This is a genomic window from Solidesulfovibrio carbinoliphilus subsp. oakridgensis (assembly GCF_000177215.2).
Lineage (GTDB): Bacteria > Desulfobacterota > Desulfovibrionia > Desulfovibrionales > Desulfovibrionaceae > Solidesulfovibrio > Solidesulfovibrio carbinoliphilus.
Genome location: NZ_CM001368.1, coordinates 4,086,564 through 4,102,695 on the forward strand (window position 1 = coordinate 4,086,564; position 16,132 = coordinate 4,102,695).

General features: G+C 66.9%; 17 protein-coding genes. 10 read left to right on the top strand and 7 right to left on the bottom strand.

Annotated elements, in window-relative coordinates; all coding sequences use genetic code 11:
* Positions 1 to 170: 170 nt before the first annotated feature.
* Positions 171 to 1,940, bottom strand: coding sequence for a motility associated factor glycosyltransferase family protein (locus DFW101_RS18065; protein ID WP_009182958.1), 1,770 nt, complete (start codon positions 1,938 to 1,940; stop codon positions 171 to 173).
* 124 nt (positions 1,941 to 2,064) lie between these two features.
* On the opposite strand from DFW101_RS18065, the gene DFW101_RS18070 reads away from it, so the two are divergent.
* Positions 2,065 to 4,368 carry a cysteine synthase gene (locus DFW101_RS18070; protein ID WP_009182959.1) on the top strand — a complete coding sequence of 768 codons (2,304 nt, stop codon included), beginning with the start codon at positions 2,065 to 2,067 and terminating at the stop codon, positions 4,366 to 4,368.
* A 30-nt stretch (positions 4,369 to 4,398) separates the two neighbouring features.
* Here the strand turns inward: DFW101_RS18070 and DFW101_RS18075 are convergent, their stop codons facing one another.
* Positions 4,399 to 5,199: a hypothetical protein gene (locus DFW101_RS18075; protein ID WP_009182960.1), complete on the bottom strand. Its 801-nt coding sequence runs from the start codon at positions 5,197 to 5,199 to the stop codon at positions 4,399 to 4,401.
* A 37-nt stretch (positions 5,200 to 5,236) separates the two neighbouring features.
* On the opposite strand from DFW101_RS18075, the gene DFW101_RS18080 reads away from it, so the two are divergent.
* Positions 5,237 to 5,794 (top strand): hypothetical protein, encoded by a 558-nt coding sequence (locus DFW101_RS18080; protein ID WP_009109853.1) that lies wholly within the window; start codon positions 5,237 to 5,239, stop codon positions 5,792 to 5,794.
* 47 nt (positions 5,795 to 5,841) lie between these two features.
* Here the strand turns inward: DFW101_RS18080 and DFW101_RS19700 are convergent, their stop codons facing one another.
* The 3 genes from DFW101_RS19700 to DFW101_RS18085 form a co-directional block, all read right to left on the bottom strand.
* Entirely contained in the window at positions 5,842 to 6,060 is a 219-nt protein-coding gene (locus DFW101_RS19700) for a hypothetical protein (protein ID WP_157137673.1), read from the bottom strand.
* A gap of 88 nt (positions 6,061 to 6,148) precedes the next feature.
* Positions 6,149 to 6,322, bottom strand: coding sequence for a hypothetical protein (locus DFW101_RS19855; RefSeq protein WP_009182961.1), 174 nt, complete (start codon positions 6,320 to 6,322; stop codon positions 6,149 to 6,151).
* Positions 6,323 to 6,464: 142 nt separating this feature from the next.
* The gene (locus DFW101_RS18085; protein WP_009182962.1) at positions 6,465 to 6,899 is read right to left on the bottom strand and encodes a PilZ domain-containing protein; all 435 of its coding nucleotides are present in this window, start codon (positions 6,897 to 6,899) and stop codon (positions 6,465 to 6,467) included.
* A 161-nt stretch (positions 6,900 to 7,060) separates the two neighbouring features.
* Between DFW101_RS18085 and DFW101_RS18090 the strand changes: the two genes are divergently transcribed.
* Both DFW101_RS18090 and DFW101_RS19255 read left to right on the top strand, forming a co-directional pair.
* On the top strand, positions 7,061 to 7,465 hold the full coding sequence (locus tag DFW101_RS18090; RefSeq protein WP_009182963.1) for a hypothetical protein: 405 nt from the start codon (positions 7,061 to 7,063) through the stop codon (positions 7,463 to 7,465).
* Positions 7,466 to 7,592: 127 nt separating this feature from the next.
* Complete coding sequence (locus DFW101_RS19255) at positions 7,593 to 8,765, top strand: integrase core domain-containing protein (RefSeq protein WP_009179523.1); 1,173 nt, start codon at positions 7,593 to 7,595, stop codon at positions 8,763 to 8,765.
* 106 nt (positions 8,766 to 8,871) lie between these two features.
* On the opposite strand, the gene DFW101_RS18095 is transcribed toward DFW101_RS19255, so the two are convergent.
* Both DFW101_RS18095 and DFW101_RS18100 read right to left on the bottom strand, forming a co-directional pair.
* Positions 8,872 to 9,549 carry an EcsC family protein gene (locus DFW101_RS18095; protein WP_009182964.1) on the bottom strand — a complete coding sequence of 226 codons (678 nt, stop codon included), beginning with the start codon at positions 9,547 to 9,549 and terminating at the stop codon, positions 8,872 to 8,874.
* Positions 9,550 to 9,644: 95 nt separating this feature from the next.
* Positions 9,645 to 11,153 carry a glycosyltransferase family protein gene (locus DFW101_RS18100; RefSeq protein WP_009182965.1) on the bottom strand — a complete coding sequence of 503 codons (1,509 nt, stop codon included), beginning with the start codon at positions 11,151 to 11,153 and terminating at the stop codon, positions 9,645 to 9,647.
* Positions 11,154 to 11,207: 54 nt separating this feature from the next.
* On the opposite strand from DFW101_RS18100, the gene DFW101_RS18105 reads away from it, so the two are divergent.
* From DFW101_RS18105 to thyX, 6 genes are all read left to right on the top strand, one after another.
* Positions 11,208 to 11,813, top strand: a complete 606-nt coding sequence (locus DFW101_RS18105; protein WP_009182966.1) for an RlmE family RNA methyltransferase — start codon at positions 11,208 to 11,210, stop codon at positions 11,811 to 11,813.
* 261 nt (positions 11,814 to 12,074) lie between these two features.
* Positions 12,075 to 12,812, top strand: a complete 738-nt coding sequence (locus DFW101_RS18110) for a YebC/PmpR family DNA-binding transcriptional regulator (protein ID WP_009182967.1) — start codon at positions 12,075 to 12,077, stop codon at positions 12,810 to 12,812.
* Positions 12,813 to 13,033: 221 nt separating this feature from the next.
* Positions 13,034 to 13,543, top strand: coding sequence for a crossover junction endodeoxyribonuclease RuvC (gene ruvC, locus DFW101_RS18115; RefSeq protein ID WP_009182968.1), 510 nt, complete (start codon positions 13,034 to 13,036; stop codon positions 13,541 to 13,543).
* Positions 13,540 to 14,145 (top strand): Holliday junction branch migration protein RuvA, encoded by a 606-nt coding sequence (gene ruvA, locus DFW101_RS18120; RefSeq protein ID WP_009182969.1) that lies wholly within the window; start codon positions 13,540 to 13,542, stop codon positions 14,143 to 14,145. Before ruvC ends, ruvA begins: the two co-directional genes overlap by 4 nt.
* Positions 14,142 to 15,149, top strand: a complete 1,008-nt coding sequence (ruvB, locus tag DFW101_RS18125) for a Holliday junction branch migration DNA helicase RuvB (protein WP_009182970.1) — start codon at positions 14,142 to 14,144, stop codon at positions 15,147 to 15,149. Before ruvA ends, ruvB begins: the two co-directional genes overlap by 4 nt.
* Positions 15,149 to 15,895, top strand: a complete 747-nt coding sequence (gene thyX / locus DFW101_RS18130) for an FAD-dependent thymidylate synthase (protein WP_009182971.1) — start codon at positions 15,149 to 15,151, stop codon at positions 15,893 to 15,895. The genes ruvB and thyX overlap by 1 nt, the downstream gene beginning before the upstream one ends.
* Positions 15,896 to 16,132: the final 237 nt, after the last annotated feature.

The following is a 16,132-nucleotide window of genomic DNA, read 5'->3' on the forward strand; positions in this document are numbered from 1 at the left end:
GAGGGGGTCACCCCCTCCCGGACCCACCCGAAAGGGGGCCGTCTGCTCAACTCGCTCCGTCTTCCGCCAACGGCCGCAGCCCCTCCCGCTTCCCCAAATCCCCTTCCAGGGGGTCCGGGGGGGATGATCCCCCCCGGCCGCCGGAGGCCTCTTCTCTTCTCCTCTCACCCTCAGGCCGCCCACGAATCGGACGGGGCGAGGGAGGCGTCGATTTCCTTGACCTTGTCGAGGACGCGCTGGCGGATGGCCTTGAACGCCGTCAGTTCCTTGACGCCGTAGCGGGGCCGGGTGTGGATGAGCCCGGCCAGGTCCATGATCTCGTTGTAGAGGTAGGGCATGTAGAGCGGATCGTGCTTGATGAAGAACTGGACCTGGGACAAGAGCGTCCGGATTTCGTCCTGGTGCTTGTCCGCCTTGCGCATGAGCTTCTCCAGCCGGCGCGAGACGTTTCTGAGCGACGTGCCCCACTCGGCGGCCTTGGCCGAAAAGACCGGCCGCACCCGGGGGGCGGCCGCCCGGTCGAGGGCGTCCAGGAAGACCTCGCGGGCGATGCCGACGCTCTGGAGAAGGTCGCCGGAGAGAAGCTCGTCCGGGCCGATGTTGGCCGCGCCCTCGATGACCACGCCGCCGCCGTAGAGGTTGAAAAAGGCGGCCTTGGCGGTTTTGATGTCTTTTTCCATGTCCCGCTTGGCGGCCAGGAAGCCGTGGTGGGTGTAGATGTCCTCGCCGGCCAGGTTCTTGAGCCTGACGTCCTCATTCGGGTTGTAGGTGTGGACCCAGCCCGCGTTGTGGTGGCCGGCGGCGTGGGTGGAGGTCCCCTGCCAGGCCAGGTCCTGGCCGACCAGGACGAACCGCTCGGCCCCGGCCCAGGTCAGGAACCGCTCCAAGGTCACGCCCACGTTGCCGCCGGCGTCGAGCACCAGCTCCTGGTCCCGCAGGACAAAGGTGCCGATGCCGCCCTGGGTCCACAGCGGAATTTTCGGCCCGGGATAGCGGTCCAGGACCCCGGGCTGCATCTTGGTGGAATAGATGAACGGGATGTCGGCGGCGAAGCCGGGGTCTTGAAGATTTTCCAGGCACTTGGCCATGTCGGTGTTGAAGTCGATGGCCAGGCACAGGTCGGGCTTGAGGCCCAGGCGTTCGAGGGCCGGCAGGGTTTGGAGGGCCGAGACAAAGAGCGCTCCCCGCCGGTTTTCGGCCAGAAGCGGGGCGAAGCGCGGCAGGGACGGCCCGGCCCCGAGGATGACGCAGGTAAGTCCCCGGGCCATGCCCTCGACCCGGGCCAGGCTGCCGTCGCGCATGGCCCGGGAAAAGTTGCGCAGTTCGTTGCCGACCATGACCTCCTGCTTGTGGCGAAGCGTCGTCAGCTCCACGGACATGCTTTCGAGCTTGGCCCGCACCAGGGCCGTGGCCCGGGCGTATTCGGGGCCCATCTGCTTGCTCGGCATGTCGCTTCGCAGGTGGATGCGGGCGAAAAGGAAGCTGACGTCCAGGGAATGGATGGCCTGCTCGATGGCGGCCGGGTCCGGCGTCAGGAACTTGAGCTTGCCGTGGGCCAGAAAGGCCCGGTAATCGGTCTGGCCGAGGCAGGCCAGCAGCATCTCCGGACGGGGTTCCACCACCAGGACTTTGTGCGAATGGGGCGTGCCGGTCAGGACGTGGTTCAGGCCATAGCCGAGCGCCGTGCCGACGATGACCGTGGCCCCGCCTTCGGCCATGTCCTTGGGGCGCCAGTCCCGGTAGAGGAGCGCCGGGGGCAGGCCTTCGAAAATCCCCTGGCCGTTGTCCATGCGCCAGTCGAAGGTGCCGGCCCGGTTGAGGAAAATGCGGTCGAAGACCATGTCCGGGTCCGGGGCCGTGGCGGCCAGCCAGGCCGCCACCGGAGCCTTGGCCTCGGCCAGAGCCTTGATGTTGTCGGCAAGAAACGTGTTGATCCGCATGGCGCCGTCCTTGGGGTGGAGTGCCAAACCCAAAGCAATAATCCTGCCACTCTTGCCGGTTGGCCGTTTTTTGCCTACCACCAAGGCCAGCCGGACCGGTCCGGTTCCAATCCGCGAGGCTCCCATGATCCATGACTCCGTCCTTTCCCTGGTCGGCGCAACACCGCTCGTGCGCATGGCGCGCGTCAATCCCAACCCGGCCGTGACCCTGGCCGCCAAGATCGAGATGCGAAACCCGGGCGGATCCATCAAGGACCGGGTGGCCCTGGCCATGATCGAGGCGGCCGAGCGCGCGGGCGAGCTGACCCCGCGCCACACCATCATCGAGGCCACTTCCGGCAACACCGGCATCGGGCTGGCCATGGTCTGCGCGGTCAAGGGATACCGCTTGAAGCTCCTCATGCCGGCCTCGGCCTCGGAGGAGCGAAAGCGCATCATGCGGGCCTACGGCGCGGAAATCGTGCTGACGCCCGGCAACCTCGGCACGGACGGGGCCATCGAGGAGGCCTACCGGCTGGCCCGGGAGGAGCCGGAAAAATACGTGCTCATGGACCAGTTCAACAATCCGGCCAGCATCGAGGCCCACTACGGCAGCACGGCGGTGGAGATCTTCGAGGCCACCGGCGGGGCCGTGACCCACGTGGTGGTGGCCCTCGGCACCTCGGGCACGGCCATGGGACTGGTCAAAAAACTGAAGGAGTACGATCCGGCCGTCAAAGTGGTGGCAGTGGAGCCCCATCCGGGACACAAGATCCAGGGCCTCAAGAACATGCAGGAATCCTATCCGCCGGGTATCTTCGACAAGCACGCCCTGGACGCCATCGTGTCCGTGGAGGACGAGGAGGCTTTTTCCATGGCCCGGCGTCTGGCCCGGGAGGAGGGCCTCTTGGTCGGCATGAGCGGCGGCGCGGCCATGGCCGCGGCGGCGACCCTGGCCGCCTCCCTCGCCGAGGGGCTGGTGGTCGTCATCCTGGCCGACGGCGGAGAACGGTACCTGTCGACCACGCTTTTCGCCGTGCCCGAGAAAAAGGGCGTGGCCCTGCGCGGCCTGGGCACGGCCGAGCCGGTCTATCTCGACCCGGCCGGGGCCGTTCCCGGGCTTTTCACCTTCGGCCCGCCTTTGGCCGAACCCGGCGACCTGGACGCCTGGCGGCGGGTGGTGACCCTCGACGTGTTGCGGCGGGCCCTGTCCCGGGGGCCCGCCCGGCCGACCCTGGCCGTGGGGCTGGCGGATCTTGAGGACAGGAGCCTCGACGCCGCCCGGGCGGCCGGGCAGAAGTGCCGCGACTTCGCCGAGGCGGCCCGGACCCGGGTGGCCGGGTACGCCGGGCTCCTTGGCGTCTCGGGCGCGGTCTTTCCCCTGGCCGGCGAGGCCCTGGACGAGGCCCTGGCCCTGACGCGAAAGCTCATGGGCAAGGGGCTGGCCTACGAGAAGCTTCGAAGCGTCTATTTCGACGTGGCCCGGGACAAGGCCTACGGCCGGCTCCTTGGCACGGACATGACCAAGCTGGCGCTTGGCAAGACCGTGGACCTCTTGGCCTACGCCAAGGACAACCCCCAGGACTTCACGCTTTTAAAGCGCGTGAGCCTCAAAGACCTCAAGGCCGGGGACGCCCTGGCCACGACCTGGGGCAATGTGCGGCCGAGCTGGTTCCTCCAGATGGCCGCGGCTGCGGCCCAGGCCCTGCCGGCCGTGACCGTGGTCCTGACCGACGAGGACAAGACGTTTCCGCATCTGGAAAACCTGCGCGCCATCTGGGCGGTCGGGGCCGGGCTCGCGCCGGCGGCCTGGCTGGCCGGCGGCCGGGTCACGGGTCGGGACGGGCCCGAGGCCAAGGCCCCGGTCCTTGGCGATCTCCTGGCCCTTGGCGTCCATCCGCTGACGGTGCGGGCCTGGCTCCTTTCCATCGGCTACCACAAGCCGCTGGCCGCCGCGCCGGACGCCCTTCGCATGTGGGAGAGAAACCGGGGCCGGGTCCAGGAGCTGGCCGCCAATCTGGGGCTCATTCCCGAGGGCAGGGGGGCGGCGTCGGACGCGGTGGAGACCGAGGCGGGCGGGCTTGGCGAGGCGCTTGCCGCGGCCGTGGCCGACGACCTGTCGGTCTTCCAGTTCTGGCCCCGCCTGTTCGCCTTTTGCCGGTTCGCCAACGGCCGGCTGTCGGCCGGCCGGCTGCCCGGGGCCGACGCCGCGCGGCTCCTGCGGGCCCTCACCGAGGCGGACGCGGTGCTCGGACTCCTCGACCCCGCCCGGCTGCCCGTGCCCGGGGAGGCCTGGCCCGAGGCGGCGGCAAGGCTTGTCGCCGAGCGGACGCGGGCCCGGGAGGCCCGGGATTTCGCCCGGGCCGACGCGCTTCGGGCCGAAATCGAGGGGCTCGGCTACCGGGTGGAGGATACGGCCGAGGGCATCCGGCTCTTTCCGCTGTGCTGATCGAAGGAAGTCGAGAGAAGAGGGCGGGACTTAGCGGGGCAGGGGCGCGGCCACGAGCAGGATCCACTTTTCGCCAAAGGTCTTTTCCGCGAATTCCTTTTTGAGCGCGGCCATGCCGGCGGGCGAGGACAGGTCCAGGCGGTGGGCCCCCCGGCCCGGGGTGGCATGGTAGAAAAAGATCCGGCCCTGGCCGTCCCGGACGACGAGGCCCACGTGGTAGTAGAGAAGCCGGCCGTCCTTTTTCTTGCTAAGGGCCGCCAGGGCGGCCTCGCCGGGCCCAAGGCCGGCCAGGGCCGCGGCCCAGGCGGCGGCGTCGTGCAGGGGAAAGCCCCGGAACCGGGCCGCGTCCACGGCCGCCGGGTCGAGGCCGCCGCCGTCCGGGCCGAGCACATGCCGGGGCAGGCCGTCGGTGATGTTCAGGATCAGGTCGTAGCCGAAGTCCCAGTCCTGGCCGAGCCAGCAGCCCGGACCGGAATCGCCCTTGCGGTCGCGCTTGGCCGCATCCAAGGGCAGGGCACGGCCGAAAAGACGCCGCGAGGCCGTGGTGACAAAGCCGCTGCAGTTGTAGCCCGGCCCGGGAAAGACGGCGGCCGGGTCGGCGAAAAGGGTGTGGCGTCCGGCCGGATCGTCCACGCCGTCATCGCGGTAGGGGGTGTCGAGAAGCGGGGCCAGGGCCGCGATGGGGTCGGCGGCCAGGGCCGGGACGGCCGGAAGGCCAAGAAGCGGCCCGAAAAGAACGGCGCACAGGACGGCAAATTGACCACAGCGGAAAAGCCGCGTAGTATCAAAACGATAGCCGGGCCGGAAGGACTGGGGCCGTTTCCCGGACAAGGCCGGAACACCATGGAATCCGCCGAGGAGGCTGAGGATGAAGTTTAACATTGAGATCAAGGGTTTCGGTCAGCGCGTTTTTTATTCCTACATCGAGAAGGAATTGGTGCGGGAAGCCAGGGAAGCCAACCGGGAACGGTATATCGATTACATCTTCCACGGGGTGGACAACAACGTCCACTCTTCAGGCGAGGATCTGCTGGAAAGCAATCGTCCGGTCGTCTATATCATTGTCAATGAGAAAGAAAAGCTCCGGGTCAGCCTAAACAAGATCAATTGCGAGGTCAAGAGCCACCCGGCCAAGAAGATATTCCAGCCTTACGTCAAGAACAACCTGCTCTTTTGCTTCGGATACAACGAAGAATACATCCATACGTATTCGTTCAGCGACGTGGAAGAGATCGATATCGACAAGATCACGGCCCGCATCGTGGAGACCGAGATCCCCAAGACCATCGAGAATAACGTCTGGATGCAAAAGATCATCCACATCGAAAGCATGCTGTACGACGGCAAGGAGATCAAGCGGGAGGAGTTTTTGTCCCGCCCGCTGGCCAGCATCCTCGGTCCGGTCATCATCGACCTGGAAAACTAGGGTGGCGTTCGCTAAAAAATAGGTTATTATTTTTTAGAAAAAGATAGTTATTTAAATATGTTATTCTCGAAATTCGTATGCACGAATTTCGAGAACGCGACAGTAGGCGGCCCGCCGCCGTCCGGCCGCCTTCCGGCCGGCGCCGGCAGAGGGTGGCGGATGGCGGCGGCCTCGTGCCGCAAAAAAGCCCGACGCGCGCGCCGGGCTTTTTTCGTGGCTTGTGGCCTGAGGGTGCGCCCTTTGAAGGACAGGGTGGTATTTTCCAAGAAAAATACGATTCCTCAGGTCTGTTCTTCTCGAAATCCGCAGGCCCGGGCTCCGGGGCCGCGACATGGGAGAAGGGGGGCCGGCGGGTCAGCGCTTGGCCGGCAGGGCCGCCGGATCGGCCGGGGCCAGGGCGTTTTGCAGGAGCATGTCGGCCAGGTCGCGGATGGTGCTGTGCTCCGGATCGAGGCCGAGCGAAACGGCCAGGTCCATGATCTTGTCCCCGGTTTTTACCGCGTGGCGAATTTTTTCGTAGTCCTGCATGGCCGCGCGCCTTCCTTTCCGGTACGGCCGCTTCGCGGCCATGAGGTGGACGCAGCATACCCGCTTGGCCGGCCGGGCGCAACGGCCATGCCCGGCTTTGCGGCCATGTTCCGGCCGGCAGTGGAACCGGGGGGAAAGGCGGTCAGTTCTTGACGATGCGCATGATGTCCACGGAGGCCATGGCCAGGGGGCGCTCGAAGTGGACGCCGAAGTCGCCGTCCCGGATCCAGCGCACGATGCTCGGATGGTAGCGGGCCAGTTCGCCGAACGGCTGGAGCTGGGGATTGAAAAGCAGGCGCTCGCCCTCGCGCACGACGACCGGCATTTCCTCGTCAGAGCGGAGCTTGGCGCCGCGCGGACTGATGTCCACGATCAGGACATCGGCGCACAACTGGTCGGTCTGGATGCGGCCATGGTTGAGCAGGGCGCTTTGGCCGACACTGATCCGCCTGGCGTCCCGCCGGTCGCCGCAGTCGCGGCAACGCCAATAGGACGGGGCCGGAGGCGCCTGGGGCACAAACTCCTGCCACGTGGTCTTGCCGCAGTGGGGGCAACGTTTGAATTCGATAAGCGCCATGACTCGGCCCTGGGTACTTCGGCCGGCGCCTTGCACGCGCCCGGTCCGACTCCTAGCACCGGCGCAGCCCCTGCGCAACCCTGGCCGCCTCGCCGCCTTGACGCGTGGCGGACAGGGGTTATTGTCATGGTCGTACCGGCACGGCCGGCAAAGGAGCGCCTATGGCGGGGGTATTGTCCAGGCTCTATGACCTGGCCCAAAGACGGGACGATCTGGTGGTGGACGTGGTGGACGACATCGACAGCTGGGGGTTCCTGCTGTTCCGGGACGGCCGCTACCATATTTATATCAACGATTCGGTGCGGGATTTCCGCAAGACCATGGCGTTGGTGGACGAGCTTGGCCACTACGCCCTGCGCCGCCGGCTGGCCCGGCGGGAAGGTCGGCCCGAGACGGCCGCCACCATGAAGGAGCAGATCCGGGAGGACCGGGCCTGCGACGCCTGGGCCGCCAAGTTCAGCCGGCGGCTCCTCTATCTCGTGCGCCGGGGGCTCCACGGCGGCACCTCCCGCCGGCCGCGCCAGGGCCGGTACGATCCTTCCTGGCGGGTGCCCCAGAAGGGGTGATGGAGAGGAGGCAGAGAAAGAGGCCTCCGGCGGCCGGGGGGGATCATCCCCGGTATGAACCGGGTACATGATTGACAGAACGGACCGGGTACATGGTTGACACTTTTGGGCAGAGGAGGAAGCTCCAATGCCCTGGAAAAAGGTCAATCCGATGGAAGAACGCGCCCGGTTCATTGTGGAGTTGTCGCAGCGACGGGAATCATTTGCAGCCTTGTGCCGCAAGTATGGGATCAGTCGCGAAACGGGTTACAAGTGGCTGCGCCGCTATCAGGCAGGGGAAGGGCTTGGGGAACGAAGCCGCGTTGCCCGGCATTGCCCGCACAAAACACCTGATGCAGTCGTCACGTTATTACTCGCATTGCGACAGGAGAATCCCTACTGGGGTCCCAAAAAGCTCGTCAGGCTTCTGCAAGATGTGCACGGCATAGAGTACCCACCGGCCAAAAGTACAGCCGGCGACATTTTGAAACGGCACGGATTGATCACCGCCACAAAAGCAAAGCGCCGTCAGTCAGGAGGCCGGTTGCGGCGAGAGGATCTCCGGCAGCCCAAACAGGCAAATGATGTTTGGAGTGCGGATTACAAGGGCTGGTTTCGCCTGGAGGACAGGAGCATTTGCCATCCTTTGACAATCAGTGACATCTTTAGCCGCTATGTCTTAGGGTGTTACGTCTTTCCTACGCAGACGCTTGAACGAACAAAAGAGGCGATGCGGCGGGTGTTTATGCGATACGGCCTGCCACGCGCCATCCGCGTGGACAATGGGACTCCGTTTGGTTCGACCGGGATCGCAGGTTTGACCGGCTTAAGCGTCTGGTGGCTCCAGCTGGGTATTGTCGTGGACTTCATCGCGCCTGGAAAGCCCGAGCAAAATGGCTGCCACGAAAGAATGCATCGGACCTTGAAACTGGAAGCCACTATCCCGCCTTCGGCGAATCTGCGGGAGCAACAAGAACGATTGGAGTCCTGGCGGGAGCGATTTAATAGCCATCGTCCCCATGAAGCACTTGATCAGGCCACGCCGGCTTCAATCTACCGGCCTTCGTCCCGGCGGCTGCCTCGAAACGAACCATGCTTTGAGTATCCCTCCTCTTTCGAAAGTCGGACGGTTCGCCGGGATGGGATGTTCAACTGGGAAGGCAGGCAGATTTTTCTCGGCGAGGCATTTGCGAAATGTCGCATCGGCCTGACCAGAAATTATGATGATCGTTGGCTGGTTTATCTTGGAGAGCACCTGCTCGGCGGGTTTTGCCCCAAAGACCCCAAACGGGTGGTTCCGGTTCGATCCCTGATCAGCTAAAAAGTGTCAGGGATGTACCCGGTCCAAACTGTCAACGATGTTCCCGGTTGCACACCCCCCCGGCCCCCCCGAGCGGGGGAAAACAGGCGGGGGGGACCGGGGGGAATCATTCCCCCCGGCGGGGTTCGGGGCGGCGCCCCGATGCTTCTTTCCCGGCGGCGGTCGCCGTCAACAGGACCATGGCCGCCTTGCCGATGCCGGCCGTGGTCGCCCCGTCGCAGGCCGCGCCGATGAGGCCGCCGACCACGGGCACGAGCCGGCCGCCGGCCCCGAGGACCCCACGCTCCCCGAGCCGGGCCAGCAGCCGGGACCCGACCAGCCGGTTCAGGCGGGCGGCCATTTGGGTCGAAAGCTCGGCCAGAAACCGTTCGGTTATTTTGACACCGAATTTCGCGCCGGCCGCCCCGGCCACCTCGGCCGCCTTGGAGCCGCACAGGCACAGGCCGCAGAGGGCCCGGACCCGGTTGTCGGACAGGTCGTGGCCGCAGACCAGCGCCATGGCCTGGACCATGCGCAGTTGGATGAAAAGCGTGCCGGCCAAGTTGGCCGGGAGTGTGGCCGGCAGCAGGGCCAGACCGCCGACGTTGGTGAGAAATCCGGCCGCCGCGGCCTGCCGCCGATGGCTTTTAAGGATGGCCGCCAGCCGCGTTTCCAGGGGCACGGACGGGTCCCTGTGCCGGCTGGCCAGTTTCTCGGCCGAGTCCTGGCCGGGCAGGCCCTTGGCCGCCCGGGTCCAGGCCCAGTCCAGGGCCCGCATGATGGTCGGATGAGTCAGTGTGGCCATGGGCCTCCCGCCTTGTCGGCGTTGTTCGTGTGTGCTGCCCGGAAGCTAAGGCCGAAACGGGGCGCGGCAAGGGGACGCTTCGCTGGTTGTGTCTTTCAGAGGGTGCACTGGTCGAGGAGCAGCGCCAGCCGGTGCTCGTAGCGGTGTTCGGCCGCCATGAGCCGCCGCCAGCCGGCCGCGATGTCCGCCCGGCGGCCGGGGTCGGCCAGGAGTGTCCTGGCCAGGGACGCGGCCCCGGCCGGGGTGGCGTAGGTGACCGGGGCCGTCAGCCGGGCCGGAAAAAGGGGCAGGCCGGGCGTGGCGTCGGTGAGAAGGCATCCCCCGGCCGCCCAGACGTCGAAGTGGCGCTGGGTCAGGCCGCCTGGCAAAAGAAGGCTCGTCACGTTGGCCACGAGCCCGGCCCCGGCGTAAAGGCCGGCCAAGGGCCCGTAGTAGTCGATCGGGCCGTGAAGGGTGGCGCTTTCGGGTAAAAGGCCCTGCCAGCCCGGGTCGCCGTAGACGGACAGCGGCACGGCCCCGGCCAGGGCGGCAAGGACCCCGGCCCGAAGGAACAGGCTGGCCGTTTCGGCCCCCAGCCCGGCCGTGCGCCCGGCCTTGCCCGGCCAAAGGGGCGCGTCCCCGAGGCGCGCGCGCCACCAGAAAAAGTCCGGCCGGCCCCCGGCCGCGACCAGCGACCGCGCCGTGGCCAGAAGGGCCTCCGGCACCCGGCAGCCGGCGAAAAACTGGTCGCGCCCGGCAAAGGCGCTGCGGCCGACGAAGACCGTCCGGTTGGCCAGCCCCGGCTCCGGCCGGGCCGTGAAGAAATGGTCCGCGGCGGCCAGGGGCAGGTGGACGGCGGACTGGGCGCCAAGGCTTCGCAGCGGGGCCAGGAAGGCCCCGTCCGTGACGAAGAGCCGGGCCTTTTTCCAAAACGCGCCGCGAAAACGGCCGAGCACGTGGAACGGGTTGTCCACGAACCAGACGGCCACCGGCACCCCGGCCTCGGCCAGCAGGGAAAAAAGCAGGCCGTCGTCGTCCAGGCCCGCGCCGTTTACGCAAAGAAAGAGGGACGGCTTGCCGGCGGCAAGCATCCGGGCCACGGCCGGGCCCGAGGCCTCGGCCGGGATGTCCGTGACGGGCCGGCCGAGGGCGGCCAGGGCCCGGGCGATTTCCGGCTCCAGGAGCCCGCCCTGGCGCCGGGCCAGGAGCACGGCCGGGGTCGTTTCGGCCTTCTCCGGCCGGGGCAGGAGGGCGAGCTGGGCCCTGGCCCAGATCGACCCCCAGAAGCTCGGGAAAAGGCGCGTGTTCTGGCGGTAGAGGTAAAACGTGGACCGGGCCGCCCGCGCGGGCGAAAGCGCCTCCGGTTCCAGGCGTTCCCAATCGGCCGGGACGGCTTGGGCCCACGGCGGCGGCATGGCCGCGGCAAAGGCCGGGCATTCCAAAAAGGCCGCCGGCCGGCCGCCGGCCAGTCCGACCGCCACGGCCGGGTCCGGGCCGAGGCCGAGAAAGACCGGCTCGGGGCCGCGGCCAAAGGACGCAAAGGTTTCCGGACCCACGCCCAGGGCGCGTGGGGAGCCGGTTTCGTCGACAACGGTTGTCCGCTGCGGGCGCTCGCCAGAGGGCATAGGGCGTCTTTTCCTTGAAACCTGTCTCAGTTAACGGTATCGGGGGCAGCCGCCATGAAAATCTATCGCGACCACTATTTCAACAAGGCCAAGCTGGAGAACTATCCGGCCCGTTCGGTCTATAAGCTCCAGGAGATCGAAAAACAATCGCGCCTCCTGGTTCCGGGCGCCAAGGTGCTCGATCTCGGGGCCTGCCCGGGTTCGTGGACCCTTTTTACGGCCAAACGGATCGGCCCCCAGGGCCGGGTGCTGGCCATCGACCTCAATCCGGCCGGCACGGAGTTTCCGGACAACGTCACCTACCTGCTCGGCGACATGCTCGACCCGGGTCCCGACATCCTGGAAGCCTTTGCCGCCTTCGGCCCCTTTGACGTGGTCATAAGCGACATGGCCCCCCAGACCACGGGGATCAAGTTCACGGACCAGTGCCGGTCCCTGGAGCTGTGCGAGGCCGCCCTGTCCGTGGCCAGGGAGCGGCTGAGGCCCGGCGGCGGGTTTGTGGTCAAGATCTTTCAGGGCCCGGACGCTCCGGCCTACCTGAAAGGGCTTCGGGAGTTCTTTCAAAAGGTCCGGGTGGCCAAGCCCCAGAGTTCGCGGGCCGAGAGCAAGGAAATTTTCTACGTGGCCACGGGATTTACCGGCGCGGTCGCGTCTGGCTGACGGAAGATTGTCGTATTGAAGCCTCCGGCGGCCAAAGGGCTTGGCCCTTTGGAAACCCGGGACGGTATATCCGGATGCCGACTGCCTGTCCGGATGCTCTCGTTTGGGGGGCCGCCTCTGCCCGGCCGGCTTTGCGGCCGGGCAGAGGCGGCCCCCGGGACGGGAGGGTCCGGGAGGGGGTGACCCCCTCCCGGCCGCCGGAGGCATCTTCACTCCCATAAACATTTCGGGCGAACGCCCGTGGACATCCCAGGAGGAGCAATGGCCGGACACAGCAAATGGCATAACATCCAGGCCCGCAAGTCGGTCCAGGACGCCAAGAAGAGCAAGTTTTTCACCAAGGTGACCAAGGAGCTGATGCTCGCCACCAAGGCCGGCGGGGCCGACACGGCGCTCAACAACCGCCTCAAAACCGCCATTGCCGCGGCCAAGGCCGTGAACCTGCCCAAGGACAAGATCGAGCAGGCCATCAAGAAGGGCACGGGCGAGATCGCCGGCGAGAACTTCGACGAGGTCATGTACGAAGGCTACGGCCCGGGCGGCGTGGCCATCCTGGTCGAGGCGGCCACCGACAACCGCAACCGGACCGTGGCCGAGGTGCGCCACATCCTGGCCAAGGGCGGCGGGGCCATGGGCGAGGCCGGCTGCGTGGGCTGGATGTTCGCCAAAAAGGGCGTCTTCTCCTTCCCCAAGGCCACCTTCACCGAGGACCAGCTCATGGAAGTGGGCCTCGAGCACGGGGTCGAGGAGATCGCGGACGAGGGCGACGTCTGGGAAGTCCACTGCGCACCCGAAGACTTCGATGCCCTGAGCCGGGCCTTCGAGGCGGCGGGCATGGTGTCCGACGATGCCGAAGTGGCCATGATGCCGGCCAACACCGTGGCCCTGGACGTGGAAAACGGCCAGAAGCTCCTGAAGCTCATCGACGCCCTGGAAGACAACGAAGACGTGCAGAAAGTCCACACCAACGGCGACCTGCCCGACGAACTGTTGGGGTAGGGCGGCGCTGTCAGACTCCTCCGGCGGCCGGGGCTCCGCCCCGGACCCCGCTGGGGCGCCGCCCCAGGCCCCGCCGGGGGGGGCATCCCCCCCCCGGACCCCCCTGGGTGGGGGCGTTGGCGGCAGTTGCGCCGTTTCTCCCTTGTGTTGTTCTCTTGGCCGATTGCGGGTAGGAAGGGCGGCAGGCAGGACATAGCCTCCTGCCGAGGCTGTTTGTCGACATGGAATCTTCCCAGGAAATGATGGTGCTCGGACTCGATCCCGGATCGCGGGTGACGGGCTATGGCGTTGTGCGCGAGCGATCGGGCGTGTTGGAACTCGTGGCTGCCGGCGTCGTGCGCACCGGGTCTGAAAACGATTTTCCCACCCGGCTTGGAGTGATATATACGGCCGTGGCCGAGTTGATCGGCCGGCTTGCCCCGATCGAGGCGGCGGTGGAGAACGTGTTCGTCTCGAAAAACGCCGGCACGGCCCTCAAACTCGGCCAGGCCCGGGGCGCGGCCCTGGCCGCCTGCGCCGTGGCCGGGCTGCCGGTCTTCTCCTACGAGCCGACCATCATTAAAAAGAGCCTGGTCGGCACGGGCCGGGCCGAAAAATCGCAGGTGGCCTTCATGGTCGGGCGGGTGCTTTCCTGCCGGGAAACGTTCGCCCTCGATGCGACCGACGCCCTGGCCGCGGCCGTGTGCCATCTGAACCAGCGGCGGCTTCGCCGCCTGTGCGGGACGCAATGATCGGATATGTGGAAGGACGGGTCCTGGCCCGGCGCGAACGGTGGGCCATTGTCCTGACCCCGGGCGGCGTCGGCTACGAGCTCGAACTGCCGGATCCCGTGGCCGCGGCCCTGCCGCCCCAGGGCGGGCAGGTTTGCCTGTTTGTCCACACCGTGGTCCGCGAGGACGCCCTCGAACTCTTCGGCTTCGCAACGCTTGACGACCGCGAGACCTTCCGCACGCTCATCGGCATCACCAAGCTCGGCCCGCGCACGGCGCTGGCCATCCTGTCGCGCTTCACCACCGAGGACCTGCTGCGGATCGTGGCCACCGGCGACGCCGACGCCCTCGTCCGGGTGCCGGGCATCGGCAAGAAAAGCGCCCAGCGGATTTTCATCGAACTGACCTACAAGCTCGAGGGCAAAGGCCCCGTCTCCGCCGGCCCCCATCCGGCCATCGGCGGCGGGGTCCTGGCCGACGTCATCGCCGGCCTCACCAACCTCGGCTATCCCGACGCCGACGCCTCGCGGGTGGCCGGGGCCGTGCTCGAGGCCGAACCCGACCTGGACGTGGCCCAAGCCCTCAGGCAGGCGCTCAAGCGCCTGGCCTCCGAGAAGTCATGACCAGCGATTTCGACACCTGCGGACTGCCGGACGGAAGCGCCGGCCCGGCTTCCCCGGAAGACACCATCCGGCCCTCGAAGCTGGACGAATTCATCGGCCAGGACGAGCTGCGGGCCAACCTGCGCGTCTTTTTGCGCGCGGCCATGGAGCAGGGCCGTGCCCTGGACCACAGCCTCCTCTACGGCCCGCCGGGCCTCGGCAAGACCACGCTGGCCCAGATCATGGCTTCGGAGCTCGGCGTCAATCTGGTGACCACCACCGGCCCGGTCCTTGAGCGCTGTGGCGACCTGGCCGCCATCGTGACGAACCTGCGCCGGGGCGACATCCTCTTTATCGACGAGATCCACCGCATGCCCCCGGCCGTGGAAGAGATCCTCTATCCAGCCATGGAGGATTACAAGCTCGACCTCATCATCGGCCAGGGGCCCGGGGCACGCACGGTCCGCATCGACCTCGAACCCTTCACCCTGGTCGGGGCCACGACCCGCCTCGGGCTTCTGACCTCGCCCCTTCGCGATCGGTTCGGCGTCATCTTCCGCCTGGAATTCTACAACCCCGACGAACTGGCCCGCATCGTCACCCGGGCCGCCGCCATCCTCGGCATCGGCGTCACCCCGGCCGGGGCCCGGGTGGTCGGGGAGCGGTCGCGGGGCACGCCGCGCATCGCCAACAGGCTCCTTCGCCGGCTGCGCGACTTCGCGGTGGTGGCCGGGGCCGCCACCCTGGACGAGGGACTGGCCAAGGAGGCCCTGGCCCGCCTGGACGTGGACCCGCAGGGCCTCGACCAGATGGACCGCAAAATCCTCGAAGTCCTGATCGGCCACTACGAGGGCGGCCCGGTCGGGGTCAAGACCCTGGCCGTGGCCATCAGCGAAGAGGTCCGGACCCTGGAGGAGATCTACGAACCGTATCTCATCCAGTGCGGGCTCATAAAACGCACCCCGCGCGGCCGGGTGGCCACGGCCAAGGCCTACGCGCACATCAAAAAACGGATGCTCGACTGATGCCCCAGACCACCCTTGCCGTGACCCTTCTGGCCCACACCCCGGACGCCCTGTCCCTCATCTATGCCGCCTTTCGCCAATGTTACCATCCGGGGTATGTGGCGGACATGTGGCCGAGGCTGCTTTCCGGCGACATTCCCGGGGACAGGCAGGCCGAGTTCGTCTCGCGCATCCTGGCTTCGGGCCACGAGTCGCCCATCGAACACGTGTCCTTCACCTTTGCCGTGGCCGGCGTGTCCCGTGCCCTGTCCCACCAGCTGGTGCGCCACCGCATCGCGAGCTATTCCCAGCAGTCCCAGCGCTACGTGGACGCGGCCTCCTTCGACTACGTCCTGCCGCCGGCCGTGGCCGCCATTCCCGAGGCCAAGGCCCGGTTCGAGGCGGCCATGGAGCAGGCCGGGGCGGCCTACGCCGAGCTCCAGGAGATCCTCGGCCGCCACGGCCGGGCCGGCAAGGCCAACGAGGACGCCCGGTTCGTGTTGCCAAACGCCTGCGAGACCAAGGTGGTCGTGACCATGAACTGCCGGTCGCTTTTGCACTTTTTCGAACTGCGCTGCTGCACCCGGGCCCAGTGGGAGATCCGGGCCATGGCCCTGGCCATGCTGGGACTTTGCCGGGAGGCGCTGCCGGTCATTTTCGGCGGCGCCGGGGCGCGTTGCGAACGATTGGGCTATTGTCCCGAAGATGAACGGTTTACCTGCGGCCGCTACCCGCGCCGCTTCGAAAATCCGCAAATTCCCGCATAAATCCAGAATTCCGACTTTTTTGTGCAGATTTTTGGCCCGCTGTTTCGACGGCGGGCTTTTTGTTTTGGCCATTTCCACCAGCTGCCCAATACCGCTACGCGCATTTGATTAATGAAATGAGGTGATTGTTCTTCCTTTGTGCAAGTCGGCCGTGCCAGGGCCTTGGGACGCCAAGGCAGGGGCCGAGCGGGTTTTCCCTGTGGTCAACCAAAAAGTTGCCGGTTGGAACACGAAAAA

Bases quoted from the DNA above. Each gene is read 5' to 3' on its own strand.
- DFW101_RS18065 (WP_009182958.1), bottom strand. From the start codon at position 1,940: ATGCGGATCAACACGTTTCTTGCCGACAACATCAAGGCTCTGGCCGAG.
- DFW101_RS18070 (WP_009182959.1), top strand. From the start codon at position 2,065: ATGATCCATGACTCCGTCCTTTCCCTGGTCGGCGCAACACCGCTCGTG.
- DFW101_RS18080 (WP_009109853.1), top strand. From the start codon at position 5,237: ATGAAGTTTAACATTGAGATCAAGGGTTTCGGTCAGCGCGTTTTTTAT.
- DFW101_RS19855 (WP_009182961.1), bottom strand. From the start codon at position 6,322: ATGCAGGACTACGAAAAAATTCGCCACGCGGTAAAAACCGGGGACAAG.
- DFW101_RS18085 (WP_009182962.1), bottom strand. From the start codon at position 6,899: ATGGCGCTTATCGAATTCAAACGTTGCCCCCACTGCGGCAAGACCACG.
- DFW101_RS18090 (WP_009182963.1), top strand. From the start codon at position 7,061: ATGGCGGGGGTATTGTCCAGGCTCTATGACCTGGCCCAAAGACGGGAC.
- DFW101_RS19255 (WP_009179523.1), top strand. From the start codon at position 7,593: ATGCCCTGGAAAAAGGTCAATCCGATGGAAGAACGCGCCCGGTTCATT.
- DFW101_RS18095 (WP_009182964.1), bottom strand. From the start codon at position 9,549: ATGGCCACACTGACTCATCCGACCATCATGCGGGCCCTGGACTGGGCC.
- DFW101_RS18100 (WP_009182965.1), bottom strand. From the start codon at position 11,153: ATGCCCTCTGGCGAGCGCCCGCAGCGGACAACCGTTGTCGACGAAACC.
- DFW101_RS18105 (WP_009182966.1), top strand. From the start codon at position 11,208: ATGAAAATCTATCGCGACCACTATTTCAACAAGGCCAAGCTGGAGAAC.
- DFW101_RS18110 (WP_009182967.1), top strand. From the start codon at position 12,075: ATGGCCGGACACAGCAAATGGCATAACATCCAGGCCCGCAAGTCGGTC.
- ruvC (WP_009182968.1), top strand. From the start codon at position 13,034: ATGGAATCTTCCCAGGAAATGATGGTGCTCGGACTCGATCCCGGATCG.
- ruvA (WP_009182969.1), top strand. From the start codon at position 13,540: ATGATCGGATATGTGGAAGGACGGGTCCTGGCCCGGCGCGAACGGTGG.
- ruvB (WP_009182970.1), top strand. From the start codon at position 14,142: ATGACCAGCGATTTCGACACCTGCGGACTGCCGGACGGAAGCGCCGGC.
- thyX (WP_009182971.1), top strand. From the start codon at position 15,149: ATGCCCCAGACCACCCTTGCCGTGACCCTTCTGGCCCACACCCCGGAC.